The sequence below is a fragment of the Balneolaceae bacterium genome, assembly GCA_034521445.1.
Taxonomy (GTDB): Bacteria; Bacteroidota; Rhodothermia; order Balneolales; family Balneolaceae; genus JAXHMM01.
Window position 1 is genome coordinate 180,017 of the sequence record JAXHMM010000017.1, and the last position, 16,228, is coordinate 196,244.

The 16,228-nt window shown below is 62.5% G+C and carries 16 protein-coding genes; all 16 read right to left on the reverse strand.

Annotation, left to right across the window (positions count from 1 at the left end; translation table 11 throughout):
* Window positions 1-58 precede the first annotated feature (58 nt).
* Window positions 59-1,081 carry a type 2 isopentenyl-diphosphate Delta-isomerase gene (gene fni / locus U5K31_14680; protein ID MDZ7773967.1) on the reverse strand — a complete coding sequence of 341 codons (1,023 nt, stop codon included), beginning with the start codon at window positions 1,079-1,081 and terminating at the stop codon, window positions 59-61.
* Entirely contained in the window at window positions 1,078-1,608 is a 531-nt protein-coding gene (locus tag U5K31_14685) for a GNAT family N-acetyltransferase (GenBank protein MDZ7773968.1), read from the reverse strand. Before U5K31_14685 ends, fni begins: the two co-directional genes overlap by 4 nt.
* A 2-nt stretch (window positions 1,609-1,610) precedes the next feature.
* A complete protein-coding gene (locus tag U5K31_14690) occupies window positions 1,611-2,396 on the reverse strand; it encodes an SDR family oxidoreductase (protein ID MDZ7773969.1) in 786 nt (261 codons plus the stop codon).
* A gap of 27 nt (window positions 2,397-2,423) precedes the next feature.
* On the reverse strand, window positions 2,424-2,948 hold the full coding sequence (locus U5K31_14695; protein MDZ7773970.1) for a DUF2480 family protein: 525 nt from the start codon (window positions 2,946-2,948) through the stop codon (window positions 2,424-2,426).
* A gap of 16 nt (window positions 2,949-2,964) precedes the next feature.
* The gene (locus tag U5K31_14700; GenBank protein MDZ7773971.1) at window positions 2,965-3,303 is read right to left on the reverse strand and encodes an iron-sulfur cluster assembly accessory protein; all 339 of its coding nucleotides are present in this window, start codon (window positions 3,301-3,303) and stop codon (window positions 2,965-2,967) included.
* 38 nt (window positions 3,304-3,341) lie between these two features.
* Window positions 3,342-3,893 (reverse strand): NifU family protein, encoded by a 552-nt coding sequence (locus U5K31_14705; GenBank protein ID MDZ7773972.1) that lies wholly within the window; start codon window positions 3,891-3,893, stop codon window positions 3,342-3,344.
* A 71-nt stretch (window positions 3,894-3,964) separates the two neighbouring features.
* Window positions 3,965-5,215, reverse strand: a complete 1,251-nt coding sequence (locus U5K31_14710; protein MDZ7773973.1) for a cysteine desulfurase — start codon at window positions 5,213-5,215, stop codon at window positions 3,965-3,967.
* Between the two features lie 9 nt (window positions 5,216-5,224).
* On the reverse strand, window positions 5,225-6,556 hold the full coding sequence (gene sufD / locus U5K31_14715; GenBank protein MDZ7773974.1) for a Fe-S cluster assembly protein SufD: 1,332 nt from the start codon (window positions 6,554-6,556) through the stop codon (window positions 5,225-5,227).
* 9 nt (window positions 6,557-6,565) lie between these two features.
* Window positions 6,566-7,345, reverse strand: coding sequence for a Fe-S cluster assembly ATPase SufC (gene sufC / locus U5K31_14720; GenBank protein MDZ7773975.1), 780 nt, complete (start codon window positions 7,343-7,345; stop codon window positions 6,566-6,568).
* Window positions 7,346-7,407: 62 nt separating this feature from the next.
* Window positions 7,408-8,859 carry a Fe-S cluster assembly protein SufB gene (gene sufB / locus U5K31_14725; protein MDZ7773976.1) on the reverse strand — a complete coding sequence of 484 codons (1,452 nt, stop codon included), beginning with the start codon at window positions 8,857-8,859 and terminating at the stop codon, window positions 7,408-7,410.
* A gap of 164 nt (window positions 8,860-9,023) precedes the next feature.
* Window positions 9,024-10,010: a phosphate acyltransferase gene (locus tag U5K31_14730; protein MDZ7773977.1), complete on the reverse strand. Its 987-nt coding sequence runs from the start codon at window positions 10,008-10,010 to the stop codon at window positions 9,024-9,026.
* A 29-nt stretch (window positions 10,011-10,039) separates the two neighbouring features.
* The gene (locus U5K31_14735; protein MDZ7773978.1) at window positions 10,040-10,894 is read right to left on the reverse strand and encodes a hypothetical protein; all 855 of its coding nucleotides are present in this window, start codon (window positions 10,892-10,894) and stop codon (window positions 10,040-10,042) included.
* Window positions 10,894-12,660: a caspase family protein gene (locus U5K31_14740; GenBank protein ID MDZ7773979.1), complete on the reverse strand. Its 1,767-nt coding sequence runs from the start codon at window positions 12,658-12,660 to the stop codon at window positions 10,894-10,896. Before U5K31_14740 ends, U5K31_14735 begins: the two co-directional genes overlap by 1 nt.
* Before the next feature lie 17 nt (window positions 12,661-12,677).
* Complete coding sequence (locus tag U5K31_14745) at window positions 12,678-13,922, reverse strand: hypothetical protein (protein MDZ7773980.1); 1,245 nt, start codon at window positions 13,920-13,922, stop codon at window positions 12,678-12,680.
* Window positions 13,923-13,958: 36 nt separating this feature from the next.
* Entirely contained in the window at window positions 13,959-14,900 is a 942-nt protein-coding gene (locus tag U5K31_14750) for a UDP-glucuronic acid decarboxylase family protein (GenBank protein ID MDZ7773981.1), read from the reverse strand.
* Window positions 14,893-16,221 (reverse strand): UDP-glucose/GDP-mannose dehydrogenase family protein, encoded by a 1,329-nt coding sequence (locus tag U5K31_14755; protein ID MDZ7773982.1) that lies wholly within the window; start codon window positions 16,219-16,221, stop codon window positions 14,893-14,895. Before U5K31_14755 ends, U5K31_14750 begins: the two co-directional genes overlap by 8 nt.
* Window positions 16,222-16,228 lie beyond the last annotated feature (7 nt).

The window sequence follows — 16,228 nt, forward strand, 5'->3', positions numbered from 1 at the left end:
ATTCTTACACAATTCGGAAAAGTAAAATATAAGGAAATTAGCCGAAGATGTTATGGGGTCATCCCACGGCGCGCAGGTGGTTGGGTCCCCATTCGGCGGGGGTGCGGCAGCCCGTCAGAAGCAGGATGGTCCGCAAATCCTCCCTCCACCCGAGATAGTGTTTGCGGAGCCCGTCGGCTCCGTCCTCATGGATGGCCCGAATCAGGGGCTGGGCGGCGGCCGCAAAGTCCGCCCCCAGGCAGAAGGCCTTGGCGATGTCGAAGGCGCTGCGCACCCCGCCCGAGGCGATCATCTCGAAGTTGTAGTCCGCGCGCAGCTCCTGAAGCCCGAGGACGCAGGTCACGGTGGGGATGCCCCAGTTGTCGAAATCATGGCGTGCGGAACCGGACTCCTGCCGCAGGTTCTCGATTCGGGCCCAGCTGGTGCCGCCAGCGCCGGAGGTGTCGAGCACCTGCACGCCCAATTCCAGCAGGCTCCTACCGGTGCGGGCAGAGATGCCTGCGCCGGTCTCCTTGACGATCACCGGACAGCCGGCCTGCTCCACCAGGCGGGCGATGCCCTCCTCCACGCCCCGGAAGTTGCGATCGCCCTCGGGCTGCATGAGTTCCTGAAGGGGATTCAGATGTACGATCACCGCATCGGCGGCGATAGATTCGGTCAGCAGTCGCACCTGTTCGTCGGGGAGCCCCCCGACGAGCTGGGCGCCGCCGATGTTGGCGGCGATAAAAGCGCCGGGGGCCCGTTCGCGCACCACCGAAAAAGAGGAGGCGGTCTCCGGTTCCTCGAGCATGATGCGCTGGGACCCCACGCCCATGGGCAGGTTGTATTCTTCGCAAAATTCAGCCAGGATGGCGTTGACGGCCCCAGCCTCGGTGTATCCGCCCGTCATGGAGGAGACGAAGAGAGGAAAGTCGAAGGTGCGTCCCAGCAGCGTGCAGGAGGTATCCACCTCCTCCAGGTCCAGTTCCGGCAGGGCCTCGTGCAGCAGCCGGTAGTCGCCGAAGCCGGTGGCCCGGGTATAGTCCACCTCTCCCGAGACGGAAAGCTCCACGTGATCCCTCTTTCGCCTTCCGATGCTCATGGACTCCCCTCCCCTTTTTCGAAGGCGTCGGAGAGGCGCTGCAGGGGCTCGCCGGTCAGCCGGTAGACCGTCCAGTCGTCCATGGGACGGGCATCAAGGGATTCGTAGAAGCCGATGGCCGGCTCGTTCCAGTTGAGCACCGCCCACTCCAGGCGCCCGCAGCCGCGCTCCACGGCAAGCCTCGCCAGGCATCCCAGCAACGCCCTGCCGTAGCCTCGGCCGCGGCATTCCGGCCGCACATAGAGATCCTCCAGGTAGAGGCCCGGGCGTCCCAGGAAGGTGGAGAAGGTGTGGAAGAAGAGGGCGAAGCCGGCGGGCTCCCCGCCCTCCTCCCCGATCAGCACCTCCGCGCGCGGCTGCTCCCCGAAAAGGTGTGCGTGCAGCATCTGCTCGTCGGCCACCACCTCGTCGAGCAGCTTCTCGTAGGCGGCCAGCTCGCGAATGAAGCGCATCACCAGGGGGGTGTCTCCTTCATCGGCGAAGCGGATGGAGAAATCTTCTATACCGGTGGAAATGGGAGGCTGCATAGTCAGTTCATGTAGGATCCGCCGTTGATGTGGAAGGTGGCACCGGTCATGTGCGGCACCCGGCCGGAGGCCAGGAAGGCCACCAGCTCGCCCACCTCCTCCGGGGAGGTAATCCGGTCAAAGGCCATGCCGCGGGTCAGGTAGTCGCGCCCGTAGGTCTCCACGGCCTCCTCGGCCATGTCGGTGTCGATAAAACCGGGGGCGATGCTGTAGGCGGAGATACCGTGCCGTCCGAAGTCGCGCGCCACACTTTTGGTGAAGGCCACAAGACCTCCCTTGGAGGCGGCGTAGGAGGCGTATTCCTGGGTATCCCCCCGGTAGGCCGCGCGGGAGGAGATGTTAACCAGCAGTCCGCGTACCGGCTGGGCGTCTTCGGAGGAAGCGCTGCGCAGGCTGCCCTCACCGTCTTTCCAGCACGCCAGGGCCCACTTGGAGAGCAGCGCCGGGGACTCCAGGTTGACGTGCATGGTGTGACGCCAGTTATCCAGCCACGAACCGTCGTCCTGGTCCATCGGCGCGGCCTCATTGATGCCGGCGTTGTTGACCAGCACGCGCGGGGGCTCCTTACGCCCGAAAAGCGGCCGAAGACGTTCCTCCATCTGAGCGCGGTCGGCAAGATCTACGTACAGGCCCTCAAAACGCTCATGGGAAACCAGCCCGTCAGGAAAGGCGGAGCTACGGGCGGTGCCGATGACCCGCGCACCGGAGCGAAGGAGAGCCTGAGAGACGCTGAGTCCTATGCCGCGCGAGGCGCCGGTGACCAGCGCGTACACGTGTGCGTTGTCCATGGGAAAAGGCTGTGGTGAGGATTGCGGTCAGCCCCGGTAGACCGGTACGTTGGAGCAGGCCTCCCCGTACATCAGCTTCTTGACAAGGGGTACCAGCCTGGTGGAGGCGTACAGGTAGACGCTTTCGGGCACCGGCTTCTCTTTGGAGCTGCAGCCCTTCAGGATGACAAACTTATCGCGGAAGCGCTCCCAGTCCACCTCCTCCAGCTGCCGGCGGTAAAGTTCGGTGCGGACGTCCCGGGGGCGGCCGGTTAGCACATCCCTGGCGCTGCCGGCCGCGCGGGCGGCCACCAGCATCCACGCCCACTTGGAGATGATGGCGTCGGTGGAGCAGTGTACGGCCAGGTAGGCGCCGCGGTGTTGCTTCCAGTCGTAGTTGTCGATGCACTCGCGGAATACCTCCTCCTTGAGCATCAGACCCTCCACGAGGAAATCCTTCAGATCCAGCCCGTGCACCGGGGTGTCGTCCCAGTACTGCTGCAAGTCAAGCGTGACGAGCTTGTCGGACTGCTTGACCTTGTTTTCGATGGTTCCGTCGGCCGCGGTGCTCATGGCGATGGCGGGTGATTCAGATGGAAAAGGATTCGCCGCAGGAGCAGGTGCGGCTGGCGTTGGGGTTGTGGAAGTGGAAGCCCTCGCCCTCCAGCCCCTCGGTGTAGTCCAGAGAGGTGCCCGACAGGTAGAGGAAGGAGCGCATGTCGACGACCAAACGTATGCCCTTGTCTTCGAATAGCTTCTCCTCGCTCCCGGGATCTGCATCTCCCGTGTCAAAGTCCAGTTCGTAGGTGAGTCCGCTGCAGCCTCCGCTTACCACGCCGACCCTCAGCAGGGCCTCATCAGGTATCTCCTTTTCGCGGCGGATCTCGTTGATGCGCCGCGCAGCTCGTTCGGTAACGGTGATGGACATGGTAATCGCGGTGCTCTTCTGTTCGAAATGGTACGGCTTCAGACGGAAACTACCTGCAGCTCGGGATCGATGCGTTTGACCATGCTTTCGATGGCATAGAGGGTGCCCGAGGTGGCCGTGGGACAGGTACCGCAGGCGCCCTGGTAGTGCACTTTCAGGCGGTTGCCGTCCAGCCCCAGGATTTTGAGTCCCCCTCCGTCGGCCAGCAGGTAGGGGCGCACCTGTTCGTCGAGCATCTTGTTGATCTCGAAAAGGCGCGGATCGTCTGACTCCTGCACCTCCTTGCTGGCGTGCACCTCCTCGTCCTCTACAGCGTCGGTCTGGGGCGTGGCCTCCCGAATGGGCGGGGCCAGTCTGCGGAGCAGCTCCGACCATACGGCCTCGCCGTCCTGTGTGACCGTCACGTACTTGTCCACGTAGTAGACGTTGATCACGTGGTCGATGGCAAAAAGGGCCGAGGCCAGGTCGTCGTTCTCCGCATCAGAGGGCTTTTCGTAGGATTTGGTTACGCCGTTGGTCAGCGGCTCCCCCAGCACGAAGCGCATGGCGTCGGGGTTCGGTGTTCGTTCAATTTCCTTGATCTTGGGCATGGCTGCTGTGCTTTATTTGACACCTTTTGTTGCTTATTTAGAACGAATATACGGTGTTTAAAGTTCACTTTTCAAAAGAATTCCTTGGCCTTGCGCACCCCATCCGCCAGCCGGTCGATGTCTTCGAAGGAGTTGTAGAAAGAGAGGGAGGCACGGACAGTGGCCGGCACGCCGAATCGCCGCATGGTGGGCTGTGCGCAGTGGTGCCCGGTGCGGACGGCCACGCCCTGCTGGTTCAGAATGGTACCCACGTCGGTGGCGTGAATATCCTCCAGCACGAAGGAGATGACGGAGGCTTTCTCGGCGGCGGTACCTACGATGCGCAGTCCAGCAATCTCCTGCAGCTTACCGGTGACATAAGCAAGCAGCTCCTGTTCGCGCTGTTCAATGCGCTCCATGCCTATACTGGAGAGGTAGTCGACAGCGGCACCCAGGCCGATGCCGGCTGCGATGGGCGGGGTGCCCGCCTCAAACTTGTGTGGGATATGGTTCCAGGTGCTCTCCTCGAAGGTGACCTTCTCGATCATATCCCCTCCTCCTCTATAAGGCGGCATCCTTTCCAGGTGCTCCTTCTTTGCGTAGAGGATGCCGAAGCCGGTCGGCCCGCACATCTTGTGGGAGGAGAAGGCGTAGAAGTCGGCGTCCAGCTCCTTCAGGTCCACCGGACTGTGAGGCACGGCCTGCGCCCCGTCCACCAGCACGGGGACGCCGCAGGCGTGGGCCTCGGCGATGAGCTCGCCCACCGGATGTACCGTACCCAGGGCGTTGGAAACGTGTCCCAGCGCCACAAGTGCGGTGCGTTCGCCCAGGCGGTCGGAAAAGGCATCGCGGTCCAGCTCCCCGCGGTCATTGACCGGGGCCACGGTGATGCTTGCCCCGGTTTTGCGGGCGGCCATCTGCCAGGGCACAATGTTGGCGTGATGCTCGATTTCGGTGAGCAGGATCTCGTCGCCCTCTTCCAGGAAATGCTCCGCCCAGGAGGAGGCGACCAGGTTGATGGAGTCGGTGGTGCCTGTGGTGTAGACGATCTCCCCGTCGTCAGGTGCGTTGAGAAAGGTGCGCACCTTCCGCCTGGTGGACTCGTAGGCGTCGGTGGCCTGCTGGCTCAGGGTGTGAATGCCCCGGTGCACGTTGGCGTGCTCGGCCGTGTGGTAGCGGTGTAGGCGTTCGGCCACCTGGCGGGGCATCTGGCTGGAGGCGGCATTGTCGAGATAGACCAGGGAGCGTCCGTTCACCTGCCGGGCGAGTACGGGAAAGTCTTCACGCAGACGGTCGAAGTCGACTGCCCCGTCCTTTTGCTGCCGTGTGATCGTATCCGCCATATCGCTGTGTCAGGCCACCAGTTCGGAATCGAGCTGCCGGTCGGTGTAGGCGTGCACCTCTTCCACCAGCAGTTTCTGCACGGATTCCACCGAAATATTTTCGATGGTTTCCAGGGCGAATGCGTAGGTAAGCAGTTCGCGGGCCTGCTTATCGGTGAGCCCGCGGCTCTTCAGGTAGAATACCTCATCGTCCTCCAGCTGTCCCACGGTGGCGCCGTGCGTACAGACCACGTCGTCGGCGAAAATCTCCAGCTGGGGCTTGGTGTTGACCAGCCCCTTGCGGGAGAGCAGCAGGTTCCGGTTTTCCTGGAAGGAGTCGATCTTCTGGGCGTGCTGACGCACAAAGATCTTGCCGTTGAAGACCGAGTGGGCCTTGTCGTTGATCACGCACTTGTGGAGTTGGTGGCTTTGGGCCGTGGGAAAGCGGTGGTCCATCACCGAATGGGTGTCGGACACCTGCTCCCCGTCGATGAGCACCAGCCCGTCCACGGTAAATTTCACATCCTCCTCAAGCTGCGTGATGCGCGGCTCGTTGCGGGAGAGCCTCGCCCCCAAGGTAACGGTATAGGATTCGTAGTTGGAATGGCTTCGCACGTGCGCAGCGGTGCGGGCGACATGGATGGCCTCGCGGCTTTCGCGCTGCAGCTTGGTATGCCGCACCATGGCGCGGCGCTCCAGGTTGATCTCTACCACCGGGAGGCTGAAGTACTTGTTGCCGGCCAGGCCGATGTGATCTTCCACCAGCGTCAGGTCCGCGTCCTCCTCGGCCACCACCAGGATGCGCGGGGTGGTGAAGTAGGGGCGGTCGGCGTCGGTCTGCACAAAAAGAAGCTGCACGGGCGGACCCGCCTCCACGCCCTCGGCCACATGGATAAAGGCCCCGTCGTCGGCATAGGCGCTGTTGAAGGAGCTGAAGGCGTCGCTCTCGAAGTTGCCGTAGCGGTTCAGGTGCTCCTCCACAGCGGGATGACTGCCGGCCAGTTCGGCCAGGCTCCCCGCAGTCACGTCCCCGGGGAGTGCCTCCACGGACGAGCGTTCCGGTGCATAGCGGCCGTTGACGAAGACCAGACGGGAACCCTCGCACTCGGGCAAGTAGTGCCCGGAGAAGTCGCCGGGTTCCGCCTCCACCTGCGAGGCGTGCACGTACTCATCTCTATAGAGGTCGCGGAGGCTTATAAAACGCCAGTCCTCGTCCTTGGGTTGGGGAAAAGGCGTACTGCGCACGTCTTCGGCCCCCTTGCGGCGCAGGCCGTCCAGCAGGGCTGATCGCCCGTCCAGATCCTGTCGGCCGAGGTGGTTGATCAGGAAGTTGTCTCGTAGGTCTTGCAGGGTCTTGCTCATCTCAGGTTCTCAGTTCGGTTCTCCGTTGACGGATACGGACGCCAGGTCGTCCAGCCAGTCGTAGCCCTTCTCCTCGAGTTTGAGGGCCAGATCCTTGTCGCCCGACTTGACGATCTTGCCGTCCAGCATGACGTGGACGTGATCGGGGACCACGTAATCCAGGATGCGCTGGTAGTGGGTGATCATCACCACAGCATTGTCGTCGCCGGAGAGCTGATTGACGCCGTCGGCTACGATTTTGAGCGCGTCGATGTCCAGGCCCGAGTCGGTCTCGTCCAGGAAGGATAGGCGAGGGCGAAGCACCGCCATCTGGAAAATTTCGTTTCGTTTTTTCTCGCCTCCGCTGAAGCCTGCGTTCACGCTGCGCTCCAGGAATTCCTCCTTCATGTCGACCAGCTCCAGGCGCTCCCTTACGTAGTCGTCGAACTGGATGGGGTCCAGCTCCTCTCGGCCCTGCTTGGGGGCGATGGTGTTGTAGGCCTGCCGCATGAGGGTGGCGTTGGTCACGCCCGGCACCTCCACGGGATACTGGAAGGCGAGGAAAATACCCAGGTGGGCCCGCTCCTCGGGATCCAACTCCAGGACGCTCTCCCCTTCGAAGAGGATGTCGCCCCTGGTCACCTCGTAGGTGGGATGGCCGGAGACCGCCTTGGCGAGCGTACTCTTGCCGCTGCCGTTGGGTCCCATAATGGCGTGAATTTCACCGGGGTTGACGGTCAGGTTGACCCCTTTCAGGATCTCGGTCCCCTCTTCTTCGACTATCACATGTAAATCCTTGATCTCTAACACGTTACACTTGTCTTTTAAGGTTTGCTGTAGGTTGGTTTCTTGGCGATGAAGGACAGGGGTCTCTAGCCCACACTGCCTTCAAGCTTGATGCCGAGCAGCTTGTTGGCCTCCACGGCGAATTCCATGGGAAGCTCCTTGAGGACTTCCTTGCAGAAGCCGTTTACGATGAGGCTGATGGCATCGTCCTCATCCATGCCGCGTTGCTGCAGGTAGAAAATCTGATCCTCGCCCACACGGCTGGTGGTCGCCTCGTGCTCCACCTTGGCGGTAGGGTTTCCGGACTCGATGTAGGGAAAGGTGTGGGCGCCGCAGGTCTGCCCGATAAGCATGGAGTCGCACTGCGAGTAGTTGCGGGCGTTGTCAGCCCGCGGGGATATCTTGACCAGGCCCCGGTAGCTGTTGTTCGACTCGCCGGCGGAGATGCCCTTCGAAATGATGGTGCTTTTGGTGTTTTTGCCGATATGGATCATTTTGGTGCCGGTGTCAGCCTGCTGCCGATTGTCGGTCACGGCCACCGAGAAAAACTCGCCTACCGAGTCGTCGCCCTGCAGAATCACGCTGGGGTACTTCCAGGTAATCGCAGCGCCGGTTTCCACCTGGGTCCATGAAATCTTGGAGCGGTCGCCGCGGCAGTGGCCGCGCTTGGTCACAAAATTGAAGATGCCACCCCGCCCCTTTTCGTCGCCTGAGTACCAGTTCTGAATGGTGGAGTACTTGATTTCGGCGTCCTCGAGGGCCACCAGCTCGACCACGGCGGCGTGAAGCTGGGTTTCCTGAAACATGGGGGCGGTGCATCCCTCCAGATAGCTCACATGACTATTTTCCTCGCAGATGATGAGCGTGCGCTCGAACTGCCCGGACTGCATGTTGTTGATGCGGAAATAGGTGGAGAGCTCCATGGGACAGACCGTGTCTTTCGGCACGTAGCAGAAGGAGCCGTCGGAAAATACGGCGGAGTTGAGGGCAGCAAAGTAATTGTCGCCTTTTGGCACCACCGATCCGAGATACTTCTTGACCAGTTCGGGATGGTCCTGGATCGCCTCGGAGATGGAGCAGAAAATCACGCCCGCTTCAGCCAGTTTCTCCTTGAAGGTGGTGAAGATGGAGACGCTGTCGAAGACCGCGTCCACGGCAACCCCCTGCAGCATCTTCTGTTCTTCGAGCGGGATGCCCAGCTTGTCGTAGGTTTCCTTGATTTCAGGGTCGATGTCGTCCAGACTCTCCGGACGGTCCTTGCCGCTCTTGTTTTTGGGCGCCGAATAGTACTGAATATTATCGAAGTCGGGCTTCTCGTACTCCACGTTGGGCCAGTCGGGCTCCTCCATCTCCTGCCACTTGCGGTAAGCCTCCAGGCGGAACTCGGTCATCCACTCGGGCTCGTCCTTGCGGCGGGATATTTCACGGATGACCTCCTCGCTGATGCCTGAGGGAAAATCCTCGTATTCCACATCCGTAGTAAAGCCGTACTTGTACTCACCGCCAACGTAGGATTCCAGGGCTTCGGTTTCACTCATAAATTCGCTTCAGGTCAACTGGTTATTATTTGCGATCTGGCTTCCTTCCAAAAACAGCACGCAGCCGCGCACCGTTCGGGGCATCATCCCCGATCAGCCCCTCTCAGGGGCCGATTTACCTGTTTCTGCATAGAACAGTAAATATAGTCATTTAGCGTCCCAAGTTAAACTCGAATGCCCCCCTGTCCGCCCTCTTCCCCCTCCCCCATGACGGAGGCCACGCAGGCCGCATTGACAATATCATCGGCCGAACAGCCGCGCGACAGATCCATCATGGAACGCGCAAGACCCTGAAGAATGGGTCCCGTAGCGCGGGCGTCCGCAAGCCGTTCGGTGATTTTATAGGCGATATTGCCGGCATCAAGGTTGGGAAAGACGAATACCGTGGCACGTCCCCCGACCGGCGAACCGGGACACTTCTTTTCGGCCACTTCCGGCAGCAGTGCCGCATCGAACTGCATCTCTCCGTCCACGGCCAGCTCCGGGGCGTCTCGCCGCACCCTTTCGGTAGCGCGTCGCACCAGGTCGGCGCGCTCGTGGCTGGAACTCCCCAGGGTGGAAAAGGAGAGCATGGCCACCCGCGGCTCTCCTCCCGTTAGCATGCGGTGGCTGCGGGCCGATTCCCGCGCGATGCCGGCCAGCTGTTCCTCGTCGGGGTAGGGCACCACCCCGCAGTCGCCGTAGGTTACGGTGCGCCCGTCAGCCAGCTCCATGAGAAAGATGCTGGAGACCAGCGAAATTCCATCTCGCATACCGATGTAGCGCAGCGCTGCGCGTATCACCTGCGACGTGGGATGCGCCGCGCCCGCCACGGCGCCTTCCGCCCCGCCGGAGCCCACCAGGCAAGCGGCGAAGGTGAGAGGGTCGCGCAGCAGGCGGTGCGCCTCTTCCCTTCCGGGGGGCGGATCCTGACCTCTCCTCATTTCCCGTAGGTAGTCTGCCAGCGGCGCGCGGTCGGACTCCCGTTCGGGGTCGAGGACGCGCAGGGCCTCGCCTGCCCTTGCATCGGATCCCAGCAGAATCACCTGGCAGAGTCCCTCGTCGGCCAGGCGGACGGCGGCCGCCCGCACCCGTTCGTCGGAGGCTTCGGGAAGCACCATGCGGGGGCGTCGGGCCCGCGTGCGTTCGTAGAGTCGCTGCATTACGTTCATGGCTTCGGTTTATGGGTTGGAGTGTCGCTTCAAAGCAGCAGTGCCATGGCGAGTATCGCCAATACAATGCCCGCCCACTGCCGGCGGCTTACCCGGTCTTTCCAGACCGCCAGTCCCAGCAGGGTGCCCCCCAGCACAATAAGGGCATTGACCGCCGGAAATGCCACCGCCCCGTCCATGCCGCGCAGGGCACGAATGAGAAAGACGCCTGAATAGAGGTTGGGCAGGCCTATGAGCGCTCCCAGGACCACTTCACGGGGACGGGGCCAAGCCGACCGGCGGATGGCGAGCATGACTAACCCGATAAGGAAAGCGGACAGGAAGATCATGCCCATAAACTGCACCTCCCCGAACACCCCGCCGAACTCCTCCTGATAGACCTTCAGCGCGGAATCGGCCAGCCCGGTTAGCAGAAAGATGCCCGCCAGCATCCACCCCGCGTCCACCCCGCGTATCCAGCTTCGACTTCTCTTCGGCACCAGCAGAAGCAGCGCAAAAAAGACGCCGGCGATGCCCGCGCCCTTCAGCGTCGTCAGGCTCTCCCGGTAAACCGCCAGCGAGAGCAGTACCGGGAAAAAGAGGGAGACGCGCATGGCCGCCACGGTGACCCCTACGCCGTTGAGGTGCACCGACTTGCTGTAGAGGACGAAGTTGAGGATAAAAAAGGCCCCGGTGAGGGCGCAGAAAATAAGTGGAAGCGGCGTGAATAGGGTGTGGAGGACGGACCCTGCGAGGGGATCGAGGGCCAGTGCGATGGCGGCGGCCACGAGGTAGTTTACCGTGAGGGTGGGCAGGGTGCGCATCTGCCGGTGTTCGCAGACTTTCAGCAGGTGGGCGATGAGCAGGGAGCATCCTGCGCTGAGCAGCAGGTAGAGCCAGGCCATCACTGTCCGCCTGCCAGGTTTACCTCGGTATTACCGAAGAAATGAATCTCCTGGGGTCGGTCGTGCAGTCTGCGCGAGGTGTAGGAGACGTTGCGCTGCAGAAACTGCTGGATGGCGCCCGCCAGCGTGTTGCGCTGCTGGATAGCCCGTGCGAAATAGTAGGTAAAGATGTGATGCTTTTTGTCCTCGCCCGACTGATTGAGGTAGAGGGCCGACTGCTGGTCCAGTCCCGAAGCCACGAAGACCGCGGCCTCGTCCGGCCCGTCCAGCAAGGGCTTTGCAAGATTGCGAAGGGGCTGCTCGAGGTCAAGGCGCCGCTCCCCGGGAAGTTCTCCTTCCCCCGTGGACCGGAAACTCAGGTCGAGCACCACCACCTTGCGCTGCGCGCGAATCAGGGAGAGCTCACGGAATAGCTCCTCCAGGGAGATCCCGGGCGCATCTCCGGGGGCGCTTCCTGTAAGACGGTAGGAGACCCTGATGCGATCCTCGCTGAGGTCCACATCCGCGTAACCGGCCAGGTAGACGAAGAGGTTGGTGGCGTTATCCGAGGCCTGTCGCAGCCGCTCCAGGCGGTCCTGCAGCGGAGCCGTCTCCTCCAGGTCCTCCAGCCGCATGACCGAGGAGGAGTAATAGCCGAGGGCGTTTTCCAGGTAGGTCGTGATCAGCCGGCCGTCACGGTGGGTATAGCTGCGCGTGGGCAGCGGTGCGGGGTAGTGCTCGTTGGTCACCACCAGCGCGCGGTTGGAGAGACTGTGCGGCGCCAGGATGGGTATATTACTCTCCACATCCACCTTGCCCCAGGGTATGGTGGGCACCGACACGGCCTGCCCGCCGCTCTCCGACTGGGCCGTGTCCCACACGATACGGGCGTCGGTCTTCAGCAGGTAGTTCTCCGAGAGACCGTAGCGCACGCGGTACCAGCGGCTGGACGGCTGTTCGTCCACGAAGATAAGGCGGCTTCCCTCCACCAGTTCGGCCAGGATGTTGCCGGGTCCCTCCTCGGCCGTGGAGCGCAGCTGGGTGACCGGGGATGTGACGCGTACATAGGGCTTCAGGACCTCTTCGACTCCCATGTCGTAGCGGTAGAGGGAGTCGCGGTAGGATACCTCCACCCTCAGGCTTCCCGGATCGGGTCCGCTGATCCCCTGGTCGGCCAGGCGCTCGCCGAGGGCGATCTCAAGTCTGCCGGATTCGGGAACCCTGTTTTCGCTGTATATTTCGCTCTGCTGATAGAACACGCGAATGCGTGCCGCATGCTCGCTCGGTTCTTCCACCCGGAGGGTGTCCGATTTTACAACGGTGCCTGTGTCGCCAAGCAGGCGTTCCTCCCCCGTGGGCTGCGGATCGCCGGCCGGCTTCATGTTCAGCAGACCCACCAGTGCAGCCAGTCCCCCGGCGGCCTGAAAGGCCACGCGCTGCCCCGCCGAAAAACTTCCCGAGACCGAGGGACTCTGGCCCAGGTAGACGCCCAGCCCGGCGCCGGCCAGTCCCGCAATCACAAAACCGGGACGCAGACGATAGCGCTGGATGGTGCGTTCGTAGCGTATTTTTCGGGCGTATTCGTAGCGGGTGCGGGAGAATAGCTCCAGGCGCAGGACGGGCGTATCAGGGGTGGGCGCTGCCAGGCGCTGCAGGAAGCGTTCCTCCTCGAGCACCTGGAACTCACCGCTGTCCACAGCTCCGCGGTCGCGTTCCACCCATTGGGCGCTTGTGCAGCCTGACGCCAGTGCAGACGCCAGAAGTAGTATGCAGAGAAGGTAACGCATGGTGGTCGGTTCAGGTCCTACAGCGATATCACCGCGCCCAGCCCGATTATATTACGGAATTTGAAAGCCTTCTCCTGGCCCGGCCGGGAGAGCCACAGGGGCAGGTCGTAGCGGATCATGATACCGCGTGGCTTACCCAGGTAGTCGGGTATGTTGAGCGAGAGCATGAAACCGGGTCCCGCGTCGGCCAGCAGGTTGCCGTCCGGGTGCAGGTCGGCCTCCCGGTTCAGGGAGGCGCCTGCATCAAAAAAGAGGTAGGAACGCAGCTCCAGCAACTCGCCGATGATCGGGGTTTCTTTAATGAGTTGGTCGAGGGGATTGGGGAACTGTAGCTCCAGGTTTAGGGAACTGACCGAACGAAAAAGAGGTCCTGGTTCTCCTTCGGAGAAACTCGCCTGGTTGAGCTCACCTATATCCCGCCAGGTGTAGCCCCTCAGGTTGGGGCCGCCGCCCACCTGTATGAAGCCGTCGGTGAGCCAGGCCTGCGGTATGGTGCCCTTGGCGCGGGTGAGCCCTTGGTCCGCCCATCCCGCCGGACTGCGCATGCTTCGGAGAAAGCGGTACTGCGGGGGTACATCTTCGCCCGCGAAGCCCCCAAACAGACGGGCGTGAAGGGCAAAGGGCTCGCCCAGGTCGAGCCGCTGCTGCAGCTCCGCGGTGAAACGGGCAAAGGGATCGCCGTATTCGCGGGCCACGCTCACCTGGAGTCCGCCGTGGACCAGCCAGGGTCCACCTCCGTGGCTACCGCGTGCCTGCAGGGAGGCGCCGGCCAGTCCCATCCATTCCGTGTTCCAAAAATTGCGAAAGGGCTGGTATTCGGTGTCGTAGCGCCGCTCGACGCGCCCGAAGACCGAGAGCTCCCGGTAGGTCATCTCGTCAAAACCGGGCTGCCAGCGTTTGTTGAAGGAGATCCTGTGACGGTGCAAGCCGGTGCGTATGGAGCTCTCCAGCCTTACACTGGCTTCGCTGTTGAAGGCCGAAAGTGAGGGAATGGGCTCAGTGAGGGAGAGGTAATAGGAAAGAGGGTGCTCAGGCCACCAGGTGCCCAGCCAGACACCCAGGTCGAGGCGGTGCGGACCGTCCTGAAAGGTGCCTGGCACCTGTCCGCGCAGGCGGATTCCAAGGCGTATGCCGTCCACGTCGTTGTACCAGAGATCGGGCGCGGGCAGCAGCTCGTATCCCCCTCCATCCTGCCCGCGGGCCTCCTGCGGCACCGCGCCCACAGCCACCGAAATCAAGAGAATCAGGACCGCCGCGCGCATCCCGAGACTATGTGGCCGGAGATGTGCCATGTGGAGTCAAAGCACCTGCTTCTTGAAGTAGTCCAGCGTCTTGAGCAGTCCCTCGCGCCGGGAAACGCTGGGCTGCCAGTCGAGCACCCGGCGCGCCTTGGAGATATCGGGCTGGCGGATCTGTGGGTCGTCCTTGGGCAGCTCCTCGAAGACGACCTCGCTGCCGGAGCCCGTCAGCTCGATGATCTCGCGGGCAAACTCCAGGATGGAGATCTCCTCGGGGTTGCCGATGTTCACCGGCTCGGCCTCCTCGGACATCGACAGCCGCCAGATACCCTCCACCAGGTCGTCTACGTAGGTGAACGATCGCGTCTGGCTTCCGTCTCCGAAGACCGTCAGCGGATTGCCGTTGAGCGCCTGCCGCATGAAGGTGGGCAGGGCGCGCCCGTCGTGCAGCCGCATGCGGGCCCCGTAGGTGTTGAAAATGCGCACGATACGCGTCTCCATGCCGTGGTAGCGGTGGTAGGCCATGGTCATCGCCTCGGCGAATCGCTTGGCCTCGTCGTAGACCCCGCGGTGGCCGATGGGATTTACGTTGCCCCAGTAGTCCTCGCGCTGGGGGTGCACCTGCGGATCCCCGTAGACCTCGCTGGTGGAGGCCAGCAGGAAGCGGGCTCCCTTGGCCTTGGCCAGACCCAGCGCCTTGTGGGTGCCCAGCGAGCCCACCTTCAGGGTCTGTATGGGCATCTCCAGGTAGTCGCGGGGGGAGGCCGGCGAGGCGAAATGCAGAATGAGGTCGAGGGGGCCGTCCACCTCGATATACTCGGTGACGTCGTGTTCGACGAAGGTAAAGCGCGGCTCGTCCTCCAGGTGGGCGATGTTGTCCAGCGAGCCGGTAAGCAGGTTGTCCATGCAGATCACCCGGTACCCCTCGGCCAGGTAGCGGTCGCAGAGGTGCGAACCCAGGAAGCCGGCGCCCCCGGTTATGAGAATGTGTTTGTCAGGCATAGATATGGGGTCTGCCGACGCTGATGTAGGTGATGCCGGCCTTGCGGGCGCGGTCCAGGTCGTAGAGGTTGCGCCCGTCGAAGATAACCGCCTTCTCCATGTGGGAGGCGAAGTTGTCCACCGTCGGGCGGCGGAATTCGTTCCATTCGGTGCATATCACAAGGGCGTCCACCCCATCGATGGCCTTCTTCTGGTCGTCCACGAAACGTATACCCTCCAGGGTCTCCGGGTCGATGGCCTCCCGGAACGTCTCGATGGCCTCCGGGTCGTAGGCCAGCAGCTCCGCCCCGCGGCGTACCAGCTCGCGGGCGATGTAGAGGGCCGGGGCCTCACGGACGTCGTCGGTTTCCGGTTTGAAGGAGAGTCCCCAGAGCCCGAAGGTCTTTCCGCTGAAGTCGTCGGTGCCGTAGTAGTTCTCCATTTTCTTTACGATGGAGACCTTCTGGGACTCGTTCACTTTCATTACGGAGTCGAGAATGCGAAAATCGTAGCCATTCTGACTGGCGGTATAGTGGATGGCCTGCACGTCCTTGGGAAAGCAGCTGCCCCCGTAGCCGATGCCGGCGAAAATAAAGCGCTTGCCGATGCGCGAGTCGGTGCCGATGCCGCGCCGCACGTTGTCCACATTCGCCCCCACCCGCTCACAGATGTTGGCGATCTCGTTCATGAAGGTGATCTTGGTGGCCAGCATGGCGTTGGCGGCGTACTTGGTCAGCTCGGAGCTGCGCTCATCCATCACGATGATGGGGTTGCCGCTGCGTACGAAGGGCTCGTAGAGGGTGGTCATGATTTCGGCGGCCCGCTCGCTGGAGGTGCCGATCACCACGCGCTCGGGTTTCATGAAATCGTCCACCGCCGCTCCCTCGCGCAGAAACTCGGGGTTGGAGACCACGTCAAACTCCTCCTCGGTTCCTTCGGCTATGGCCTTCCGCACCCGTTCGGCGGTCCCCACCGGTACGGTGCTCTTGTTGACGATCACCTTGTAGCCGTTAAGCAGCCCGCCCAGCTGGCCGGCCACCTTCAGCACCGCGCTCAGGTCGGCCTGCCCGTCGGCGCCCGGAGGCGTGGGCAGGCAGAGAAAGACAATTTCGGCCTCGCGGACGGCCGACTCCAGGTCGGTGGTGAAATGCAGCCGACCCTCACGCACCGAGCGGTTGAAGAGGGTCTCCAGGCCCGGCTCATATATGGGAATTTCGCCGTCTCGCAGGCGCTTTACCTTGTTCTCGTCGATATCCACGCAGGTCACGTCGTTGCCCGAATCGGCAAAACAGGTGCCCGATACCAGGCCGACATAGCCCGTCCCTACAATCGCAATCTTCATGAAGTCG